This window comes from Paenibacillus sp. J22FR5 (assembly GCF_059691975.1).
In genome coordinates, this window is record NZ_JCAUAN010000041.1 from 38,572 (window position 1) to 56,372 (window position 17,801).

Consider the following 17,801-nt stretch of genomic DNA (forward strand, 5'->3'; position numbering starts at 1 on the left):
TATTTTAATCACGAAGATCGCCTGAAGCAAATGCAGCGAGCAGAAAAGACACCGCTAGGGTGTCTTAAGTGTCAGTTGTATGAATATAACCACGTGTTAATTTTCCCACTACATTTGTCGGAATAGATGGGCTTTTTCCATTCAATCCTCCAGATCAGGCGACTGTGCTTAGCTGTGACCTCGGAGGCCGCGAAACTCGGGCAACCCGTGAAACTATACCCTATCTGCAACCGCACAGTATCAACAGCGAACAGCAAGCCCCTTCTTTTTTCCCACGGTTGTACATAGAAATGGAAAGAGACGCCCCGAAAGGATGTGCTTTCCACTATGGCGATGCAGCACCTGCTATCCTCCCAAATGGAACTGTTCCTGCAATATGGACTAGCTATATTTTGGACAATCACCTATATCCTTATCATTTTCCAAGGGTTCAAGGATCGCGCCTGCGGTATGCCGCTGCCGGCGATTTGCGCCAATATTACGTGGGAGTTTCTGTTCGCGTTCGTGATGCCTTTTCACCAGTTGCAGATGATCGTTTCACTCGTCTGGTTCCTGCTGGACTGTGTAATTCTTTTCCAAAGTGTCTACTTTGCCAAACACCAGTTTCCGCCACGCCTACTACTGCCTGCTATTTTCTCCCTACTTGTCATTTCCCTGCTGCTGCATGTCGGTATGGTTGTTGAGTTCCATGATCAAGAAGGAAAATACACAGCTTTTGGCATCAATCTGATGATGTCGATCCTGTTTATCCAATTGCCTTTTAAACAGGGCCTGAAAGGTCAGTCTCTCTACATTGCCTACTACAAAATGCTGGGTACGTTGTGCGCATCTGTGCTCTGCTATTCGCTGTATCCGGACTCATTTCTATTAACGATAATGTGTGTTTTGGTTACGGTTGCGGATGTTGTTTATATTTTGATCGTTCATCGGGCGGTGTTAGCGGCTCGTCAGTAGATTTCCAGCCTAAAATATCCATAGTTCCTTCTGTTGTCTTATTCGCTTCATGAATCACGCACGTGTCCTTTATTTCCTACGCTTCTGCAACAAATGCTCTTGCCCTAACGATGGCCTCCTCATAAGAGGCTTGCCCACCGCTTCGCCATGCATCGGGATGGTCGGCTTTTAGCTTCAACCAGATCTCATTCGCAATCGGATTCATGAAACCACCTCCGCCAATGGTGGCAGAAAGCTCCTCATAAGCGCCACTTAACCAAGCCGCAAGCTCTGGTTGTCTATTAGCTTGCGCCACGAGAGAAGCACCGCCAAGCCCGCTCAATGTACACATTTTATCTCCCAATTCACAGGTTACCTCCATACTCTCGCGATAATAGCGTTTGGCCTCAAATACTTGCTGATCCGTCAAAGCTATAGATCCTAACATGCGATGTAAAGCGGCTTCTTCATGCGAGTCTCCCAATTCCCGGCACAGCTGTAAGCCTTGTTCGATGATGCTTTGTGCACCTAGATAGTCTAACTGATTCATCAGAGCAATGGCTTTAAAGCGTAATAAGGATGAGATCTCCCAATCGGCTTTTAAATCCTTCAAAATCACATACGCTTCATCAAAAAGCACTACAGCCTGCTGATATTGTCCTATCACATTACAGCCAAGAGCCATGTAATAAAGAGCCTTCGCTCTCAGGGACGGAACTCCGAGCTTATTCGCAGTCTCCAACGCTTCCTGGATATATTGAATCGCCCGCTGCTGGTCCAAATTATAGGACATATTTACAGCTACCAGGAGTGCATGAACTCTCGTCTGTGGGAAAGCCGCTGTATTGGGGGTCTCCAACCACATCTGCAGCCTGTCATGACCCTCACGTGATAAACCAAGCATCGTCCAAAAGCTTGCCGAGGCAGAAATCAATCGTCCCGCGATCTCAAGCATGGACGGCTGTGATGCTGCCGTTTGCTGACTCCAATCCATGGCTACTCGCAAATTAACCATTTCGCGCGCCCACTCCTTGATCGTGGATCCCTGCATATGAGGCGTGTGCATACCTGCAGCACTTTGTTCAATAAAAGCCAAATAGTACTGACAAAATACATCCATAAGCTGATCCTGCTCACCAGCCTCAATCAGCTTCTCCTGCCCATATTGGCGAATTGTTGTCAAAAGGCGATATCGGATCTCGCCTTCGCGTTCTTCCGATATGACGAGCGACTTGTCGATAAGCTGGCTAACCAAATCGATGACTTCGAAATCGTCCACGCCATCTCCGCTGCAAATCGACTCTGCGGCTGCTAATGGAAAGCTTCCCGCGAATACGGACAACCGGCGCCAGAGGATGCGCTCGGACTCATTTAATAGCTGATGGCTCCAATCTATCAGGGCACGCAGCGTTTGCTGGCGCGGGAGCCTTGTCCGATCCCCGCCGCTCAGTATGCGGAAGCTTTCCCCTAAGCGCTGGGCAATTTGTTCCACGGTCAGCGCTTTTACCCTGGCAGCGGCTAGCTCTAGCGCAAGAGGGATGCCGTCAAGACGTTGACAGATATCCACAATGGCAGCAGCATTCTGCGGCGTAACCGTAAAGCTGGCCTGAACAGCCTTAGCTCGATCTACGAAAAGCCGAACAGCTTCAAATTCCAAAAGCCGTTCGACCGATGGATGCTCCTCGGCTCCGGGTATAGATAAAGAAGGAATACGCCAAAGCGTTTCCCCTGTAATGTTCAAAGGTTCCCTGCTCGTTACGATGATTTGGATGTTTGGGCAAGTTTGGAGCAGCATAGCAGCCAACTGTGCGCTTGAGTCAATGAGATGCTCACAATTATCAAGCACGAGCAACAGCTGCTTCGTTTGAAGATACTCCGACAATGCATCCTTGGCCGAGAGCTGATTTCGTTCCTTAATGCCGAACAAGGCTGCTACGGTTTGATACAACAAGCTAGGGTCCTGTACGGGTGCCAATTCTACCAACCACACCCCATCCGGATAAACAGTCATCGATTCATTCGCCAATTGTAATGCTAAACGTGTTTTCCCTGCTCCACCTGGACCTAATAAGGATAGCAAGCGTGTGTGTGGGAGGCGTTCATGCAGCTCATTTAACTCCTGTTCTCGCCCTATAAAGGGTGTAGCTTGCACAGGCAGAAGATTCACAGGACCTTGCAAGGAGCGCAGTGGGGGAAATTCATGCTTCAAGCTCGGGTACGTAAGCTGAAATACCTGCTCAGGCGTGGAGATATCTTTTAATCGATGTGATCCTAAATCGAGCAATTGGAGTTCGTACGGTAAATGACCGCTCGCTAATTCTGCCGTAGCTGTCGATACAACAACCTGTCCGCCATGGGCAATCGACCGTAAACGTGCACAACGATTAACTGTTACCCCATAGTAGTCCCCATCACGCAGCTCTGCTTCACCTGAATGTAAAGCCATGCGTACGCTGATGGGCTGGAAGGTCGGCCATTCGGTCTCTGTGAGCTTCATTTGAACAGCGGCTGCAGCTCGAATCGCGTTAGAAGCCACGGTGAAGACTACAAAGAAACTATCACCCTCACCTCTATGTTTCACGACGATACCACCGTGCTCGGTGAATATAGTCGATAATATCTCATCATGGCGACGCAGCGCTTCTTGCATCTCCACAGGATACGCCTCCCACAATTTCGTGCTTCCCTCAATATCTGTAAAGAGTAACGTAACAATTCCTTTCGGCAAAGACGGCATATCTCTCTCGCACTCCCTTGGATTTCCTCTATCAGGCCTAGCTAGCTGTGTCTAATTGTTAACTAGATTATATCAGAATTTACCACCTCTCGACATGGAAATCCTTTTTTTGACAACTGTAAAAAGAGTACGAGTATACCAAAAAGAGCACCCCGGGGGCACTCCTTGAGATGATCTATAGGAGTTAGCTAGCGCTAACTTTACGGTACTTGAGGAAACTGCCAATACGCCATACACAAATGTACAAATACGCCATGACCATCGTCAAAACAGCGAATTCCGTAGGATCCAAGCCTTTGAAATACTGTGATAATACCAAACGAACCGCAATGACAGCGATGATTACATACTTGAAGTTGGGATTAGGCTTCGAATACACCAAACCGTCTTCCCGCTTCTCATAACCGGTATGGTATAGCATAATACTGCCTAACCCAACGCCGAGCACACCTGCACATAACAGTTCCCAAATGGCAGGGAGATGAAAAGGATGATCCGGAATATGTGTGAGCGAGCTAATACTAAGGCCGAACACAATGAGAAGCAGGAAGACTGGAATCAGCATGCCCCTTCCTTTGTTCCGGATCGGCTTCGCTTTTCCTCGACTTCTAAGCCAAATAACCAAAATAATAATAACCGCACCGATTCCATAACCGATGAGTGTTTCAGCATTCATGCCATAGTGCCCCTTTCAAAACTAGTTGTACCAAATTATACGGTCACTCCTGCGAATTTACCTCCGTCTTGAGACCGACTCAACGCTAACTAAATGGAAAAAGCACCCCGCGGGGTGCCTATCATATGACTACTGTTTGGTTTATCCAGATTACGATTGGAACATTTGCTTCACTAACTCTTTATTCCGCTTCTTAAATACTTGATTATGCGAAGAGACCATCGCGCTCTTATCGGCTGCTGGCTGGCCCAGCTCCATCCTTATCCGCTCCTTGTTCCATAAATTGAGATTGATAATCATTATTAATTGATGATACTGCGTTTTGATGATTTTTTCAACTGAAATACAAATGGATGAGCGAGCCAGTCCCCCAACGAAATGCAAAAACCACGCTTAGGCCCAGTGTTGTGCCCAAACGTGGCAGTGCTCTCTACACAGGTATCCGCACACGAAACGTGCTGCCCATGCCCTGCTGACTCTCCACGGTAATCGTCCCCTGGGACGCATCCACGAGGTTCTTCGCGATGGCGAGGCCTAACCCATGGCCGCCAGTCTGGCGTGTTCTTGCTTTGTCCTGCCGGTAAAACCGATCAAAAATCCGGGGCAGCGCGTCAGGCGAGATGCCGATTCCGTTATCCCTCACCTCGATGGTGAGAAAGCGAACTCCCTTTTCCAGCTTGTCTGCAAGCGTGACCTCCACTTCCCCTTGATCAGCGGTATATTTAATTGCGTTGTCGATAAAAAGCACGAGCAGCTGCGTCAACTTACTCCGATCCCAATTCACCGTTAGCTCGTCAGGAACGTGCAGCTTCAGCAAGATGCCTTTTGCTTGCGCTGCCGGGAGCAGCTTCGAAATAACGCTTTCGGCCGCTGCTTTCACATGAAATACGGAACGCTCCAGCACGAACTCGTCGGCATCGGAACGAGCCAATTGCAGCAATTCGCCAGTCAGCCTCGTAATGGCGTTAACTTCCTCTTTCATACCACGCAGCACGTTATTCGTGAAGGGATTCCCTTCACTTTCAGCTTCAAGCTGAAGCGCCTCAATGGATGTGAGCATCACGCTTAGTGGTGTGCGCAGCTCATGAGAAGCGTCCGCAACGAATTCGCGTTGCCGCTCATAAGCTTTGGCTATCGGAATAATCGCATTACGCGACATCCGATGGCTGAACCACAGAGCAAGCACCAAGAAAATCAGCACCATCCCCAGCATCAGGATGAGCAACAATCGAAAAAGCTGATGCTGGAAGGTCACTTCCTTCCCTACATATAAGGTGCCAATCACTTCGCCTTTCCACTTGAGCTCCCGATTCGTCACCAGAAAACGAGCATCCTCGCCAACTTTCGGACGTCCTTGCACATCTACCGAGGGCTGATCGAACGTCTGCAAGGTCGTTTGCTCGGTTTGCTCTCTCTTGAAATGGCCCTTCGTTATCAAAGCCATCATTTGCTCACGTAATTCCGGCTGCGTCTCATCACCCAATTGCACAGTCCCCGTATCGGAAATGAGGTAATAGAACGATTGATCCCTACTTAGTGAGAATGCATCTTCAACGGATCGTGGGGGAAGACGCTTCGGATTGGTGTCCCCATCCACCCATTTTTGCAGGACTTGAAGCTCACTATCCGCCAGCTTGGTCATCTGTGTCCGTTGGTCATTCCAAATGAACACGTAGAGTAAAGCGTACACAATCACCACGAATAGCCCCAGGAATAGCATCAGCACGCCGCTATATTGCAAGGTGAGCTTATTGCGAGTCTGATCAAATAAATTCCCCTTAAACAGACGCTTGTTCAACCAGCTCTTGTTACGCTTCAATTTTATATCCTACGCCTCTCACGCTCTGAATGAGCTCCCGAGCATCGGAAGACTCCAGCTTTTTACGAATTAACTTTACGATGGCATCGATTGATTTTAAATTCACATCGGCATCTAGGCCCCATACTTTATCTAAAATAATCTCACGTGTCAGCGTCCGCCCCTTGTTCTGCAGCAATAGGTCCAGAATCTGAAACTCCCGTGGAGACAACTGGACTTCTTGCCCACCTTGTTTAACGGTTTGATTCGTCCGCTGCAGCTCCAACTCACCGATTCGAACAATATCGTCCTGCAAAGGGGCAAAACTTCTACGCATCAACGCGCGCAAGCGAGCTAACAGCTCGTCCATTTCAAAAGGCTTCACGAGATAATCATCGGCTCCCGCATCGAGGCCCTCGACACGATCTCGCAAGGCGTCTTTGGCCGTGAGCATCAGTATGGCCCCCGGGTACCCCGCCTGGCGCAGCTTGGCGCAGGTTTCACGGCCATCCCCCTCTGGCATCATCCAATCCAGAATGACCACATCATAGCTAGAAGCCATCGCATAATCGAAGGCATCATGGCCCGTTTGCACCCAATCGACGCTGCAGCCTGTCTTTTTTTTCAGCATATAGGTCGTTAACTCGCCTAACTTCACATCGTCTTCCGCTAATAAAAGCTTCATCCCTACCGCCCCCCTCCTCGTTCGTACGATTACTATTAAGTATAATCTATCGCCTTCGGGCTTTCACCGTAATTTCACCAAGTGGGGCTAAGATAGGTCTCATGGAACACCAAATCTACGAAAACGAAGGGAAGATCACCCATGAACAAGAAAACGAAAATCATCCTCGCCAGCGCATTAACCGTTGTATTAGCAGGAAGTGGTGTTATTGCATTAAGCACGAACAACCACGTATTTGCCGCCCCCGAAACCGATACCATTCAAACCGCAACATCATCCCCGCAGGATAAACCCGTCAAGCCAAAGCCAAGGCAGGGGGAAGCCGGCAAGCCTGGAGGCCCTCGCGTAAATGGTGAGCATATGTCATCATCCAACCAAGACGGTCTTGATTGTCCAGCAAATGTAGATGCAGCACCTCCAACGACGCCTGGGAATTCAGCATCCTCGACTGGTGAAGCAACCAGCGGAGTCGCGAATCCATCCACCTACTCCGTAGTGATTTCAGGTGGACTCGCCACAGATCCTCGGGACAAAGGCCGACCCGTTGTGCTCATTGCCGCTGCGCTCGGTGTGCCTACCGAGGTATTTAGAGAAGCTTTTAGCGGAGTGACACCTTCTGGTTTAGACAGCCAGCCTAGCCAAGAACTCGCACAACGAAACAAAGCCGCTTTGCTTAAGGTACTAGGGCCCTATGGCATCACGAATGAGCGTTTAGATGAGGTGTCTAATTTCTATCGCTACAACGGCCGGAATAGTGCAACGTGGCAAAAGACCCCGGCCAGCGCCACAGCTATCGTCACTGATGGTGTTGTGACGGGTGTTACGATCACGAATGCAGGGGCCGGCTATTCATCCACGCCGACCGTTACGATCACTGGACCTTCTGGAACGGTGACAGCCAAAGCCGTGGTGACGTATACGAAGGATTTTAAAACGAATGGAAGTATCTCCTCGATTACCCTCGATTGATGAATAAGGAGCATGCCGCAGTTAATCTGCGGTGCGCTCCTTTTTCACATCAACATTTACCACAACTGGAACCATTCATCCGCTTCCCTGCCTTGTTTCCGCACGAAGAATGGTAGTATGATAAGGAGATACTTTATTTAACCAGAGGTAAATTACACAATGAAGATCAGAGATTGGGACATTAATTTAAAAATCCGCCTCGGTGGAGAAACCGCTTTTAACGTTATTTTTTGGGCATTCTTTCCGTTTTTATCGATCTATTTTGCGAATTCCTTCGGCAAAGGCTGGACCGGAATTCTACTGATCTTGTCGCAGGCGCTTTCGGTTTGCGGCAATTTGTTGGGCGGCTATTGCGCTGATCGGTTTGGGCGAAAACGGATGATGATCATCGCAGCTTCGGGACAAGCCGTGGGATATGGGATTTTCGCTTTAGCCGCTTCTCCTTGGCTAGCCCTGCCTGCTGTCAGCTTCATCGGCTTCAGCCTTGCCAGTTTTTTCGGCTCCTTGTACTGGCCAGCCAGTCAAGCTATGGTGGCGGATGTCGTGGATGAAGAGCATCGCTCGAGTGTTTTTGCTATCTTCTATACGGCCGCGAATATGGCTGTCGTTGTCGGCCCTTTGCTCGGTTCCCTCCTATACGAGGACAATCCGTATCTCGTGCTGGCTGCGGCTTCCGTGATTTGCGTATTACTCGCGCTCATGATGGCACGACGCTTACACGAGACGTTGCCTAAACAGCTAGCGGACCGCCATCGCCTGCAAGGCGATGAGCCTTGGTATCATGCTATCGCAGTGCAGCTTCGTGACTACAAAATCATTGCAACGGATCGCGTCTTTCTATTGTTCGTCATCGCTGGTGTTCTGCTTTCGCAGACCTTCATGCAGCTTGACTTACTTTTTCCCGTATTTTTGAAGGAAACGATGCCGTTGACGACAATATTCTCCTACAGCGGCTGGGGTCTCCAGCTGACAGGTAAACAGCTTTTCGGCTTGATCGTCTCCGAAAATGGCTTATTCGTCGCCATTTTCACCGTCATCGTGACCAAATGGATGCTCGCGTACCGCGATCGTTACGTATTCATCGGCGGGGCGCTTTTCTATGCGCTGGGCATGGTGATGTTCTGCCAGATGTCTACTTTTTGGGGATTAACCATCGCCATCGCGGTCTTTACATTAGCTGAGCTCATGTCGGCAGGACCCCAGCAAGCCTTCGTGTCCAGACTGGCGCCAGACCATATCCGAGGTCAGTATTTCGCTGCTTCCAGCTTGCGTTATACACTCGGACGTACGATAGCGCCGCTCTCCATCCCGATCAGTTCTTGGATCGGCTTTACGTGGACGTTCCTTTTGTTGGCGGCACTTGCTGTTCTATCCGCTGCTATCTACAACCTGATGTTCAATCAGTATGATAAGCAAACTGCAGCGCAGTAGGCTGGGAACGGGTTATCGGAATTGAAACAGTAAAAGCACCCCTTAAGGGTGCTTTTTTCGGGAGGAAGCCATCATTTATAAGTTCATCAAATTTATCGTTGCTGCCCTACTTCTTCTCACAAGCAACCCCATCACCGTCCCCATCCAGCTTCGAACTGTAGCCCGGCTCACCTCTCATGATATTGTACGCGCCAGCCGCATTCGCTTCCTTACAGGAGTTGTAGGACACCGTTGATTTGGGCTGCGTAGTGGCGATTGGTTTGGGTGTGGTTGTTGGCGAAGACTGCGACGAAGCACTTGATTGCGGTGTAGCTGATGCCGCTGCGCTCCCCTTCACCGCACTCTCATGATATCCATCCTCCTGCGCATAATTCTCTACGCTCCAGATGTTTAACCCTTTCTGCTGCGCCGTCTTCTGTATCGCACGGAACTGATCCACATATTTCACGTTCGGCGGGTAAATATACGCGACTCTGGCGTAGCCATTTTCGAGCAGCAGCTCGTTGAACATTTTATCTCCTATATATAAGTAGCATAGTAATCTGCCGTATTTATCCCGCTCTGATACATCCAATTCCAGCTGGACGTCCTTGCCTGTTAGCATGGTTTTCGCATAGTTGGACGCATCCAGCGCAAAAGGCTGAACCGGCTTCTCGGGATCCACGCTTTCTGGCGTATCTACAAGAAGTAAGCGAATCGTTTCTTCCTTTGCTTGTCCACCCTCGATAAAAGAGACCTTCATGGTATCGCCGTCGACGACCCGGACAATTTTAGCGGGAATCCGATTATTCGCTAAGGGCTTAACTGTCGCTTTGGCAGACGCGGTCACGTGGGGTGATACTCCGATAGTAGCTGTAGGTGTTGCGATCTCCATGTCCACTTCTGACGACGAACAGGCAGACGCCACCATCATGAGCAGAACGCAGACGCCTGCACCGATGCTTTGCTTTCCTAACTTTGTGGTCTTAATAACCGATGAATAAGCGGATCTGCTATAACCAAGGATTGCGTTTACCATTTGGTTGTACCTCCATGTGATGACTGTTCTATTGGTCTACGAAATAGTCTTTGCTCCTTATATTATATCAGATCGTACTAAATCGTTAGCCAGATGTGCATCATCCACGCCAAAAAGAAAAAGCAGCCCTTACAGAGAAATCTCTGTACTAACTGCTTTCACCGTTGGAACCAGCTCCCCCTAAGGCGTACCGCCTCGAAAAGACAGCGCCAGATCCAGCACATGCTCTATTTCATTATAGGAGCCTATATCGGTCTTCTTATTGCCATCAAAATCAGCAACGACACCCCGCCGTTCCTTGCCTTGTGCCCAGGAACCGAACTCGTTATCCAGAGGCTGGAAGTGGTTCTCCCCGTCATTCTGGAACACTCGCCAAATGCCGGTTTCCGCAGTGTATACGATTAAATCGCTTCGCCCATCGCCATCTGTATCACCCACTAACAGTTGGTCGTTAATTCCAAAGGAAACTCCACCTGCCGATTGGGGCGCAGCGAACATCCCGTTCCCCTGATGATACATAATGGATACGCGTTTATCCTTATGCGATACACAAACAATATCGTCTGCAGCTGAGTCCTGTAATTTTGCTGTGAGAATTTCAGCATCATCGGGCAGCTTCGAGTTCGACTCCGTATACGTCACCTGCTGATTCAGCAGACTAACTTGTACGAGGCCGTTGTCCCCTCTGGCGATTAAGCCAACGCCATTACTTGATCGCAGCGCTTGTACAGAGGTAAGACCTGTCGGTAAAGCACCGATTGCTTTGGCTGGTAAGAACTGTTGTTTATCCGCCAAGGCTACCCGCACATTTCCCGTTTCGTCGTTATACGCTAGCAGATCTTGCTTACCATCGCCATTGACATCGACGAGCAGCAGTGATTCTTGGGGGGTAAACGCTTCTCTTAACCAAACCTGTGAAGCTTCTTGCTGTCGATTCCTCGGCATATCGTAATTGCCGGGAATAACTAAAATGCGATGCAACTGGCGCACGACCACATCCGCATGCCCGCGACCTGTGACATCACCGAGAAGCACATTTTGCAGCTTCGTATCAGGTGGCAGCGTAACACGATGTGCAGGGGTGAAGGGGACGATATCATACAGTGACATCCAGCGGTAGTCCAGCTTCTTGAAGCCTGTAATCAATTTATGGAGGTAGGAGTCCGTGTCCCCTTTTTTATATTGATAGACGGGAAGGCCATCCTTCTCTTCTGGATGTCCGTCTGCGCCAACGACAGGCTCTAGATACTTAAATTCCAAGAACGGATGAAAGTAAAAGGAAGCTAGCTCATCATTCGTCGCTGCCTTCTCCAACATCTGATCGACCGAATTTGCATCGCTTACATAGCGATATGGCGCAGGAATATAGACAGAACCTAAACTATCTTGTCCGAACGTATTAATCGTATCATAGGCGCTAATATCGTTACGAGAGTTTTTGGCATAGAGATCCGGCTGATACATAAGTCCGACGAAGGAACGGAACACGCCCTCCTGCTCACGGGTATCTTTATAGTGGGGAGACTCCCAGAACGCGGGATGTAAGTCAGCCCTGGCAAAGGCAGCCAAGCTCTCTTTCATCCGTTCCGCCGCATAGGAGATTTCCTGTGTTTCTGGCGCGCCTTTGATATTAAATTCCGAACCTGTCCCTGAATTCTGCTCGCCATCTGAACGATAAGTCTCTCCATACTGGTGGCGATATCCATGCATCCCCAATACGCCGCCATGATGCTCAGCCTGTTGGAGCAGCGTAATAAACCCGCTAACAACTTCGTCCGGATTAGGGTCGTCAATGCCTTTTTCCTTCCAGACACCGTCCGCTTGCTGACTCATCCTTCTCGGAATCACTGCAACATGGAACGGTACATGCTCGGACTCCAAATATTCCATCACTGCACGCAATTTACCGAGTCCTTCCAGCGTGTTGTAATCACCGCCAAGCCCCACGTCTTCTAAGCGGATCATGACATGGCGTTTATCCACATTCGGAGAGACATTCGTCTCTGTCTGCGTCGGGATATAAGCGGCCAGCGCAACGGCTGCGATCACGCCCCCAATGATACCTATTCCGATTTGCTGCCACAATTTACGTTTCACGCTAGCCTGCTCCCCCATTTATGTAAAACGTAGATTATTCCTATGATTTCGACATTTTCCTCTAAATTATATATGAATTTATGACGTCTTACTATAAGAGATTGAACTTAGGTTAAAAAGAAATAGAATTAGGCACAGCAACATTGGAAACGTTACCAATTTTGTGGAATTCATGAAAATTTGAAGAGAAAAGATAACTGCGACCTATATTTATAATTGTAAATTTGATCTTCACATTAAGATAATATTCCAATGACATACGCATACTAAAATGAAGGTATTCTATTGTGACGGAGGCATCCGAATATGACAGCAAAAATAGGTTTCGTATTTTTCTGTATATTTTCCCTATCCGTATTAGGTGTTGCTGCAAAAGAGAGTCAGCCAGAGAAGCTATCGGAGAAACGTACAGAAAATCACATTGTTCGTCTGTACACACCTGAACTTTATGACTCAACGGAACAATTTGAATACGAATTTGAGTGGCAAAATGGGAAGATCCTCGCGAACCCTTGATGGATTCGTGTATAGATGAGAAAAAGCACCCGCGGGGGTGCTTTTTCGTTTTTGTAATCCTTATCGAATAGTCTCGATTTCATTGACCATTCTTCTTGTTCATCCCATATTTCTTGCCCCACTCGCCCATACTCTCGAGAATAGGGATAAAACTTCTTCCTGCATCCGTCAGAGAGTATTCCACTTTGGGAGGGACCTCTTGGTATACTTTCCGATGAACCATTTGATCCTTTTCTAACTCTCTCAACTGAGTGGTTAGTATTCCTTTTGACACGCCTGGTACCAATCGTTGAAGCTCGCCAAATCTCCTTGTTTCCCTCAAATGCCAAAGAATGATGATTTTCCATTTGCCAGCAATGACATTTTGGGTTGCTGTAACGGGGCAGACTTCGATTTGTTCCTCTGGAATTTCACCTTGAAACGATGTTCGAGACATGCGCAATCCCTCTTTTTCCTTAATGGTCATATTTTTATGACTATGTCACAAAATAATGACTACTTACATATTTCAAGCTACCATAATAATATATGACTATAGTTAATTATCCAACAACAATTTTTTATAAATAGGAGGACATCTACAATGTCAAAAATCGTGGTTACTGCAGCAACAGGTGAATTGGGTAAATTGGTGGTTCAGCACTTACTGACAAAAGTTCCAGCAAGCGAAATCGCTGTTAGTGTTCGCAATATGGAGAAAGCCTCTGCCTTTGCAGATCTAGGAATTGAGGTTCGATTTGGGGATTGGGATGATCCCGCTTCGATGGAAAAGGCTTATGCAGATACCTCGAAGCTCTTACTGATTTCTTCACCACAAGATGAATCCATCAGTCGCGTGCGCAAACATGTTAGTGCCATTGAAGCAGCCAGAAAAGCCGGCGCCCAGCACATCGTTTACACGAGTTTCGCATTTGCAGATGTAGACGCATTTGCACCTCTGGCCAATGTTCATCTAGCGACGGAATATGCGCTTAAGGCATCAGGCATTCCAACGACTGTTTTGCGAAATACCTGGTATCAAGAATTATACATTCATCCAGGTTTGCAATCTTATATCGATAACGGCAGCATCATAAATTCGGCAGGAACAGGAAAAATTAATACAGCAACACGCGATGACTTAGCCTTAGCTGCGGCAACTGTCCTTGCCGAAGATGGACATCAAGACCAAGTCTATGAGTTAGCTTCGTCCCAATCTTGGAGCTATGAAGAACTAGCAGACATTTTATCTCAGGTATCAGGAAAAAAAGTAGCTTATCAATCCGTTTCAGACGCTGACTCTGTTGAAGGGATGCTTGGGGCCGGGCTTCCTGAAGGACTTGTACAGTTCTTAGTTGCCATTGATAGCAAAATGGCTGCTGGCACAGAAGGGCGTACTTCAACAGATCTTGAGAAACTAATCGGGAAAAAACCGACTTCCATCCACGAAAGTATTGCGCTATTATTCAATAAATAATCGTTTCATAAAACCCAACATTGAGGTGAGCCTTATGCAAGTAGAAATTTGGTCGGACTTCGCCTGTCCGTTCTGTTATATTGGCAAACGCCGCTTCGAGCAAGCCCTAGCGGACTTTGAACATCGTGATCACGTTGACGTTATCTACCGCAGCTTTGAGCTAGACCGCCATGCCCCCAAAAGCGTCCCGCACGATGTCTATGATATGCTCTCTTCCCGATACGGCATGAGCCGTCAAGAAGCCATTGCGATGAATCAGAAGCTGAGTCAACAGGCCGCGGCTGAAGGTCTCGACTTTCAATTCGATGGCCTCGTGCTGACGAACACCTTCGATGCTCATCGTCTACGGCTTTTTGCTGAGCAATCTGACAAGGGTGCCGCGATATCGGAGTTGTTATTCCGCGCATATTTCAGCGAGTCGAAGAATATAAGCGATCACAGCACCCTTGCGGACATTGCAGCAGCAACAGGGCTTGATCGGGAAGAGGCCCTCTCCATGCTCGCGAGCAATGTATTTGCCGAGCAGGTGCGGGGCGAAGAAGAGAACGGCAGCCGCCTTGGTATCCGCGGCGTTCCGTACTATGTCATCCACGGTAAGCATGCTTTGTCCGGAGCCCAACCAAGCAGCGTTTACCTGAACACTATGCAGCAGGTATGGGATGCCCAGCAACCGCCACAGGTTGCAGAATCGGCAAACGATGAAGCTTGTTTGGACGGCACGTGTGTCGTCCCGAATAAACCATAACGATGAGATAATAAGGGCGCACTACCAAAGAAGAAGCACCCGAGAGGGTGCTTCTTTCTCACATTTATATAAAACAATGCATGCGCCAATTGCTCAATTAAAGCTCTGACTCGCTACAACCGCATTGTGATTATTACTTTTTCTATCGGATTTTAAAGCGTACATATCTTGATCCGCTGCATGAAGCAAATCATCCAGCGTTCGCGCCTCATCGGGATACACAGCCGTTCCAATGGAAACCGAAATGTCCAAATTGAAATCTCGAGAAGCTACTTTTAATTCGGTTTGGATATGACTAATGATTGATTCTTTTTTGGTGATATCCGATGAAGTCGACAGGATCAAAAATTCATCACCCGCCCAACGAGCGGCTATATCCCTTTTATGTAAATGAAGCATTAATGCGTTTCCAATCCGTTGCAGTACCTGATCACCGATTTTATGCCCACGGGAATCGTTGATTAATTTAAAATTATCCACGTCGATAAAATATAAAATCAGCTTCTCCTGTTTTCGATCCACCGAAGCGATGAACTTAGGAAAGATATCCAGTATGAATCTCCTGTTGTATAGCGTCGTCAGATTATCTCTTTCCGAAAGAAACTTTAATTTATCATACTGCGTTCCTAGCACCCAACTTGCAAATAAAATAAGAATACCAAACAAGGGAAACTGAAGAGAGGGAAAGTTATAATAAAGCGTACCATAGGTTCTTAAGGCGACGATCATGACTACAACAACCGATATAATAAGGATTCTTCCCGAATAGTTCATCCCAAATCACCATCATCCAAATTGTGTCTACTTAGGTCTATACTGACACACTTGATCTATACATTTCAAGAAATATTTGGTTTATGCGGTTTAACGTCTCTGGGGTTCTTCTGGTAGACATCAAACCAGAGGTATATATTCGGTGACCTGATATACATAGGAAAGTTGCTTTCCAAGGAATGCCGCTTTAAAGTATTGTTATTTCGGTGAACACATCAACCATGGTTGAACCCCCTGCCATGCGAAAAAGCACGCCAACCCTCAGCGTGCTGCTTCATCTATTTAAGCTAATAGTTTTGCTATCGGCTCCCAATAATTCGTATGCCATCCAGCTGCTAGATGCTCGCCTTGCTCCTCTGGGTAAGCGGAATGTTCAAATGCCAACACAGTTTCGGAACCTTTCTCCTGCAGCTCGAATTTAACTAGTGAATAAACTCCTTCTGCCCAGTTCGCAACACGCCAAGCTTGTACAACACGCTCATTAGGCACGAGTTCAATGTTGCGGCCCAAAATCATGCCTCCGAAGCAGGAGAATGTCCCGCCTTCTTCTGTGCTAATCTCTGTGGGAGCTCCGCCGCTAGCTTTGCTGAACTGCTCGCTGCTTGTTAAGATATCATAGACACGCGCAGGACTAGCACTGAACGTAACCTCTTGACGAATCGTTCCACTCATCGTTATGCCCCCTCCTTTAATTGCTCATCTTTGTTCATAAGCCACTGCTCCAGCATATCAACCGTCATGCTCTTCAGCATGTCCGCGTGATCTTGAATGGCGTGATGCCACATAGCCGCTTCAACCTTATATTTGTTCGCATCCGTTATTTGAAATCCACAATTGCAAGATAGTGTAGTCATTTTTATAAAAGTCTCCTTATATATCATAATTATTTTCCGTATTCAATTAATGCATAGCTTGTTCAGACCACGGATCGACACCCGGATCTTGGCCTTGTGCGATCGCTTGTATGCGAGGCATATAATGCGTCCATCCTTGTACATGTGAGGCAACTTCGGTTGCCGGCAAATCATAATGTGTCAATTCCAAAAGCGTTCCATTATCTTTGGGCGTCAATCGAAATTCAACCGTACTGGATCCAGGCGGAACCACCTTCGATTTCTCCCAGCCCCATGTCATCACGATTTTCTCATTCGGGATCAATTCCTTGTATTCACCCATCGCAATGTCACTACCATTTACATCAATGCGATACTTACCCCCGATACTCGGATCGAGCAGAACGTGGCGCCCCATCCAACGAACTAATTTCTCAGGATCCGTAAAAAAAGAAAACAACGTCTCCGGACGGCATTCGATAAATATTTCTTTCTTAATCGTGTCATTGCTACTGATTATCGTCATGTTTTCTTCTTTCCTCCTCTTCCGCGGCTTCTTTTAAGCGCATTAAGCTGTCGTCCCAGAAGCTCTCGATGTACTGCATCAACTCAGCAAACCCTTCCCTCCTTATGCCATAAAATCGTTTGGTACCCTCTCGTCTCACTACAACGAGTCCTGCTTCTTCTAGCACCTTAAGGTGCTGTGATATGGCTGGTGCTGATACGTCAAAATGCGACGCAATTGCGCTGGAGGTCAGCTCTCCATCTCGGACAAGATGTAAAATATCTCTGCGCCTAGGCTCCGTTATCGCTTGAATGGCTTTATCTATCATGACATTAATTTAGCACACACTTAATTAAGTGTCAACTTAATTAAAGTAACCGTGCAACCTGATATCCTTTGTTATATTTTGGCCTGAAGTTAGAAGAACTACTCCATAAGGGGTCTCGTGCAATGAGATAAGTTAACCTTATAATCGAGTAGGAGGGGGCGGCTAGCCCCCGACCTCTCACACCACCGTACGTACCGTTCGGTATACGGCGGTTCATGAAACATTCCGTAAATCGTGGTATCTGTCCGCTAAACTTTTAAGTCCATTGGTTTTCCAAAACTGGTTGTCCAATGTGCGTTT

At 47.7% G+C, this 17,801-nt stretch carries 18 protein-coding genes and 1 pseudogene; 6 read left to right on the forward strand and 13 right to left on the reverse strand.

What is annotated here, in order from left to right; translation table 11 throughout:
- Window positions 1-333 precede the first annotated feature (333 nt).
- Window positions 334-954, forward strand: a complete 621-nt coding sequence (locus tag AC58P7_RS30530; RefSeq protein WP_497349699.1) for a transmembrane-type terpene cyclase — start codon at window positions 334-336, stop codon at window positions 952-954.
- Window positions 955-1,030: 76 nt separating this feature from the next.
- Here the strand turns inward: AC58P7_RS30530 and AC58P7_RS30535 are convergent, their stop codons facing one another.
- From AC58P7_RS30535 to AC58P7_RS30555, 5 genes and pseudogenes are all read right to left on the reverse strand, one after another.
- Window positions 1,031-3,670 carry an adenylate/guanylate cyclase domain-containing protein gene (locus tag AC58P7_RS30535; RefSeq protein ID WP_497349700.1) on the reverse strand — a complete coding sequence of 880 codons (2,640 nt, stop codon included), beginning with the start codon at window positions 3,668-3,670 and terminating at the stop codon, window positions 1,031-1,033.
- Window positions 3,671-3,854: 184 nt separating this feature from the next.
- Window positions 3,855-4,346, reverse strand: a complete 492-nt coding sequence (locus tag AC58P7_RS30540) for a CcdC protein domain-containing protein (protein WP_497349702.1) — start codon at window positions 4,344-4,346, stop codon at window positions 3,855-3,857.
- Window positions 4,347-4,496: 150 nt separating this feature from the next.
- A pseudogene (locus AC58P7_RS30545) lies at window positions 4,497-4,589 on the reverse strand (NAD(P)/FAD-dependent oxidoreductase); the annotation flags it as partial.
- 187 nt (window positions 4,590-4,776) lie between these two features.
- A complete protein-coding gene (locus AC58P7_RS30550; protein WP_497349704.1) occupies window positions 4,777-6,144 on the reverse strand; it encodes a sensor histidine kinase in 1,368 nt (455 codons plus the stop codon).
- A gap of 10 nt (window positions 6,145-6,154) precedes the next feature.
- The gene (locus AC58P7_RS30555) at window positions 6,155-6,829 is read right to left on the reverse strand and encodes a response regulator transcription factor (RefSeq protein ID WP_497349706.1); all 675 of its coding nucleotides are present in this window, start codon (window positions 6,827-6,829) and stop codon (window positions 6,155-6,157) included.
- 141 nt (window positions 6,830-6,970) lie between these two features.
- On the opposite strand from AC58P7_RS30555, the gene AC58P7_RS30560 reads away from it, so the two are divergent.
- Together AC58P7_RS30560 and AC58P7_RS30565 are read left to right on the forward strand one after the other, a co-directional pair.
- A complete protein-coding gene (locus tag AC58P7_RS30560; RefSeq protein ID WP_497349708.1) occupies window positions 6,971-7,798 on the forward strand; it encodes a hypothetical protein in 828 nt (275 codons plus the stop codon).
- Window positions 7,799-7,957: 159 nt separating this feature from the next.
- Entirely contained in the window at window positions 7,958-9,229 is a 1,272-nt protein-coding gene (locus AC58P7_RS30565) for an MDR family MFS transporter (protein WP_497349710.1), read from the forward strand.
- 106 nt (window positions 9,230-9,335) lie between these two features.
- Here AC58P7_RS30565 and AC58P7_RS30570 read toward each other — a convergent pair whose 3' ends face one another.
- On the reverse strand, window positions 9,336-10,247 hold the full coding sequence (locus AC58P7_RS30570; RefSeq protein WP_497349712.1) for a thermonuclease family protein: 912 nt from the start codon (window positions 10,245-10,247) through the stop codon (window positions 9,336-9,338).
- Between the two features lie 180 nt (window positions 10,248-10,427).
- The gene (locus AC58P7_RS30575; RefSeq protein WP_497349714.1) at window positions 10,428-12,344 is read right to left on the reverse strand and encodes a DUF2334 domain-containing protein; all 1,917 of its coding nucleotides are present in this window, start codon (window positions 12,342-12,344) and stop codon (window positions 10,428-10,430) included.
- A 306-nt stretch (window positions 12,345-12,650) separates the two neighbouring features.
- On the opposite strand from AC58P7_RS30575, the gene AC58P7_RS30580 reads away from it, so the two are divergent.
- Complete coding sequence (locus tag AC58P7_RS30580; RefSeq protein WP_497349716.1) at window positions 12,651-12,860, forward strand: hypothetical protein; 210 nt, start codon at window positions 12,651-12,653, stop codon at window positions 12,858-12,860.
- 79 nt (window positions 12,861-12,939) lie between these two features.
- Here the strand turns inward: AC58P7_RS30580 and AC58P7_RS30585 are convergent, their stop codons facing one another.
- A complete protein-coding gene (locus AC58P7_RS30585) occupies window positions 12,940-13,296 on the reverse strand; it encodes a winged helix-turn-helix transcriptional regulator (protein WP_497349718.1) in 357 nt (118 codons plus the stop codon).
- Window positions 13,297-13,443: 147 nt separating this feature from the next.
- Here AC58P7_RS30585 and AC58P7_RS30590 point away from each other — a divergent pair, with 147 nt between their 5' ends.
- Together AC58P7_RS30590 and AC58P7_RS30595 are read left to right on the forward strand one after the other, a co-directional pair.
- Window positions 13,444-14,316, forward strand: coding sequence for an SDR family oxidoreductase (locus AC58P7_RS30590; RefSeq protein WP_497349720.1), 873 nt, complete (start codon window positions 13,444-13,446; stop codon window positions 14,314-14,316).
- Between the two features lie 34 nt (window positions 14,317-14,350).
- Window positions 14,351-15,061, forward strand: a complete 711-nt coding sequence (locus tag AC58P7_RS30595) for a DsbA family oxidoreductase (RefSeq protein ID WP_497349738.1) — start codon at window positions 14,351-14,353, stop codon at window positions 15,059-15,061.
- A 93-nt stretch (window positions 15,062-15,154) separates the two neighbouring features.
- Here the strand turns inward: AC58P7_RS30595 and AC58P7_RS30600 are convergent, their stop codons facing one another.
- From AC58P7_RS30600 to AC58P7_RS30620, 5 genes are all read right to left on the reverse strand, one after another.
- Complete coding sequence (locus AC58P7_RS30600; RefSeq protein WP_497349722.1) at window positions 15,155-15,790, reverse strand: GGDEF domain-containing protein; 636 nt, start codon at window positions 15,788-15,790, stop codon at window positions 15,155-15,157.
- 327 nt (window positions 15,791-16,117) lie between these two features.
- On the reverse strand, window positions 16,118-16,507 hold the full coding sequence (locus AC58P7_RS30605) for an SRPBCC domain-containing protein (RefSeq protein WP_497349724.1): 390 nt from the start codon (window positions 16,505-16,507) through the stop codon (window positions 16,118-16,120).
- 2 nt (window positions 16,508-16,509) lie between these two features.
- A complete protein-coding gene (locus tag AC58P7_RS30610) occupies window positions 16,510-16,689 on the reverse strand; it encodes a hypothetical protein (protein ID WP_497349726.1) in 180 nt (59 codons plus the stop codon).
- A gap of 46 nt (window positions 16,690-16,735) precedes the next feature.
- Window positions 16,736-17,194: an SRPBCC family protein gene (locus AC58P7_RS30615; RefSeq protein WP_497349728.1), complete on the reverse strand. Its 459-nt coding sequence runs from the start codon at window positions 17,192-17,194 to the stop codon at window positions 16,736-16,738.
- On the reverse strand, window positions 17,178-17,501 hold the full coding sequence (locus AC58P7_RS30620) for an ArsR/SmtB family transcription factor (protein WP_497349730.1): 324 nt from the start codon (window positions 17,499-17,501) through the stop codon (window positions 17,178-17,180). The genes AC58P7_RS30615 and AC58P7_RS30620 overlap by 17 nt, the downstream gene beginning before the upstream one ends.
- Window positions 17,502-17,801: the final 300 nt, after the last annotated feature.

What these genes read in the sequence shown, in the direction of transcription:
- AC58P7_RS30620 (WP_497349730.1), bottom strand. Translation starts at nt 17,501, where the DNA reads ATGATAGATAAAGCCATTCAAGCGATAACGGAGCCTAGGCGCAGAGAT.
- AC58P7_RS30605 (WP_497349724.1), bottom strand. Translation starts at nt 16,507, where the DNA reads ATGAGTGGAACGATTCGTCAAGAGGTTACGTTCAGTGCTAGTCCTGCG.
- AC58P7_RS30535 (WP_497349700.1), bottom strand. Translation starts at nt 3,670, where the DNA reads ATGCCGTCTTTGCCGAAAGGAATTGTTACGTTACTCTTTACAGATATT.
- AC58P7_RS30555 (WP_497349706.1), bottom strand. Translation starts at nt 6,829, where the DNA reads ATGAAGCTTTTATTAGCGGAAGACGATGTGAAGTTAGGCGAGTTAACG.
- AC58P7_RS30565 (WP_497349710.1), top strand. Translation starts at nt 7,958, where the DNA reads ATGAAGATCAGAGATTGGGACATTAATTTAAAAATCCGCCTCGGTGGA.
- AC58P7_RS30570 (WP_497349712.1), bottom strand. Translation starts at nt 10,247, where the DNA reads ATGGTAAACGCAATCCTTGGTTATAGCAGATCCGCTTATTCATCGGTT.
- AC58P7_RS30600 (WP_497349722.1), bottom strand. Translation starts at nt 15,790, where the DNA reads ATGATCGTCGCCTTAAGAACCTATGGTACGCTTTATTATAACTTTCCC.
- AC58P7_RS30585 (WP_497349718.1), bottom strand. Translation starts at nt 13,296, where the DNA reads ATGTCTCGAACATCGTTTCAAGGTGAAATTCCAGAGGAACAAATCGAA.
- AC58P7_RS30615 (WP_497349728.1), bottom strand. Translation starts at nt 17,194, where the DNA reads ATGACGATAATCAGTAGCAATGACACGATTAAGAAAGAAATATTTATC.
- AC58P7_RS30560 (WP_497349708.1), top strand. Translation starts at nt 6,971, where the DNA reads ATGAACAAGAAAACGAAAATCATCCTCGCCAGCGCATTAACCGTTGTA.
- AC58P7_RS30540 (WP_497349702.1), bottom strand. Translation starts at nt 4,346, where the DNA reads ATGAATGCTGAAACACTCATCGGTTATGGAATCGGTGCGGTTATTATT.
- AC58P7_RS30580 (WP_497349716.1), top strand. Translation starts at nt 12,651, where the DNA reads ATGACAGCAAAAATAGGTTTCGTATTTTTCTGTATATTTTCCCTATCC.
- AC58P7_RS30530 (WP_497349699.1), top strand. Translation starts at nt 334, where the DNA reads ATGCAGCACCTGCTATCCTCCCAAATGGAACTGTTCCTGCAATATGGA.
- AC58P7_RS30590 (WP_497349720.1), top strand. Translation starts at nt 13,444, where the DNA reads ATGTCAAAAATCGTGGTTACTGCAGCAACAGGTGAATTGGGTAAATTG.
- AC58P7_RS30595 (WP_497349738.1), top strand. Translation starts at nt 14,351, where the DNA reads ATGCAAGTAGAAATTTGGTCGGACTTCGCCTGTCCGTTCTGTTATATT.
- AC58P7_RS30610 (WP_497349726.1), bottom strand. Translation starts at nt 16,689, where the DNA reads ATGACTACACTATCTTGCAATTGTGGATTTCAAATAACGGATGCGAAC.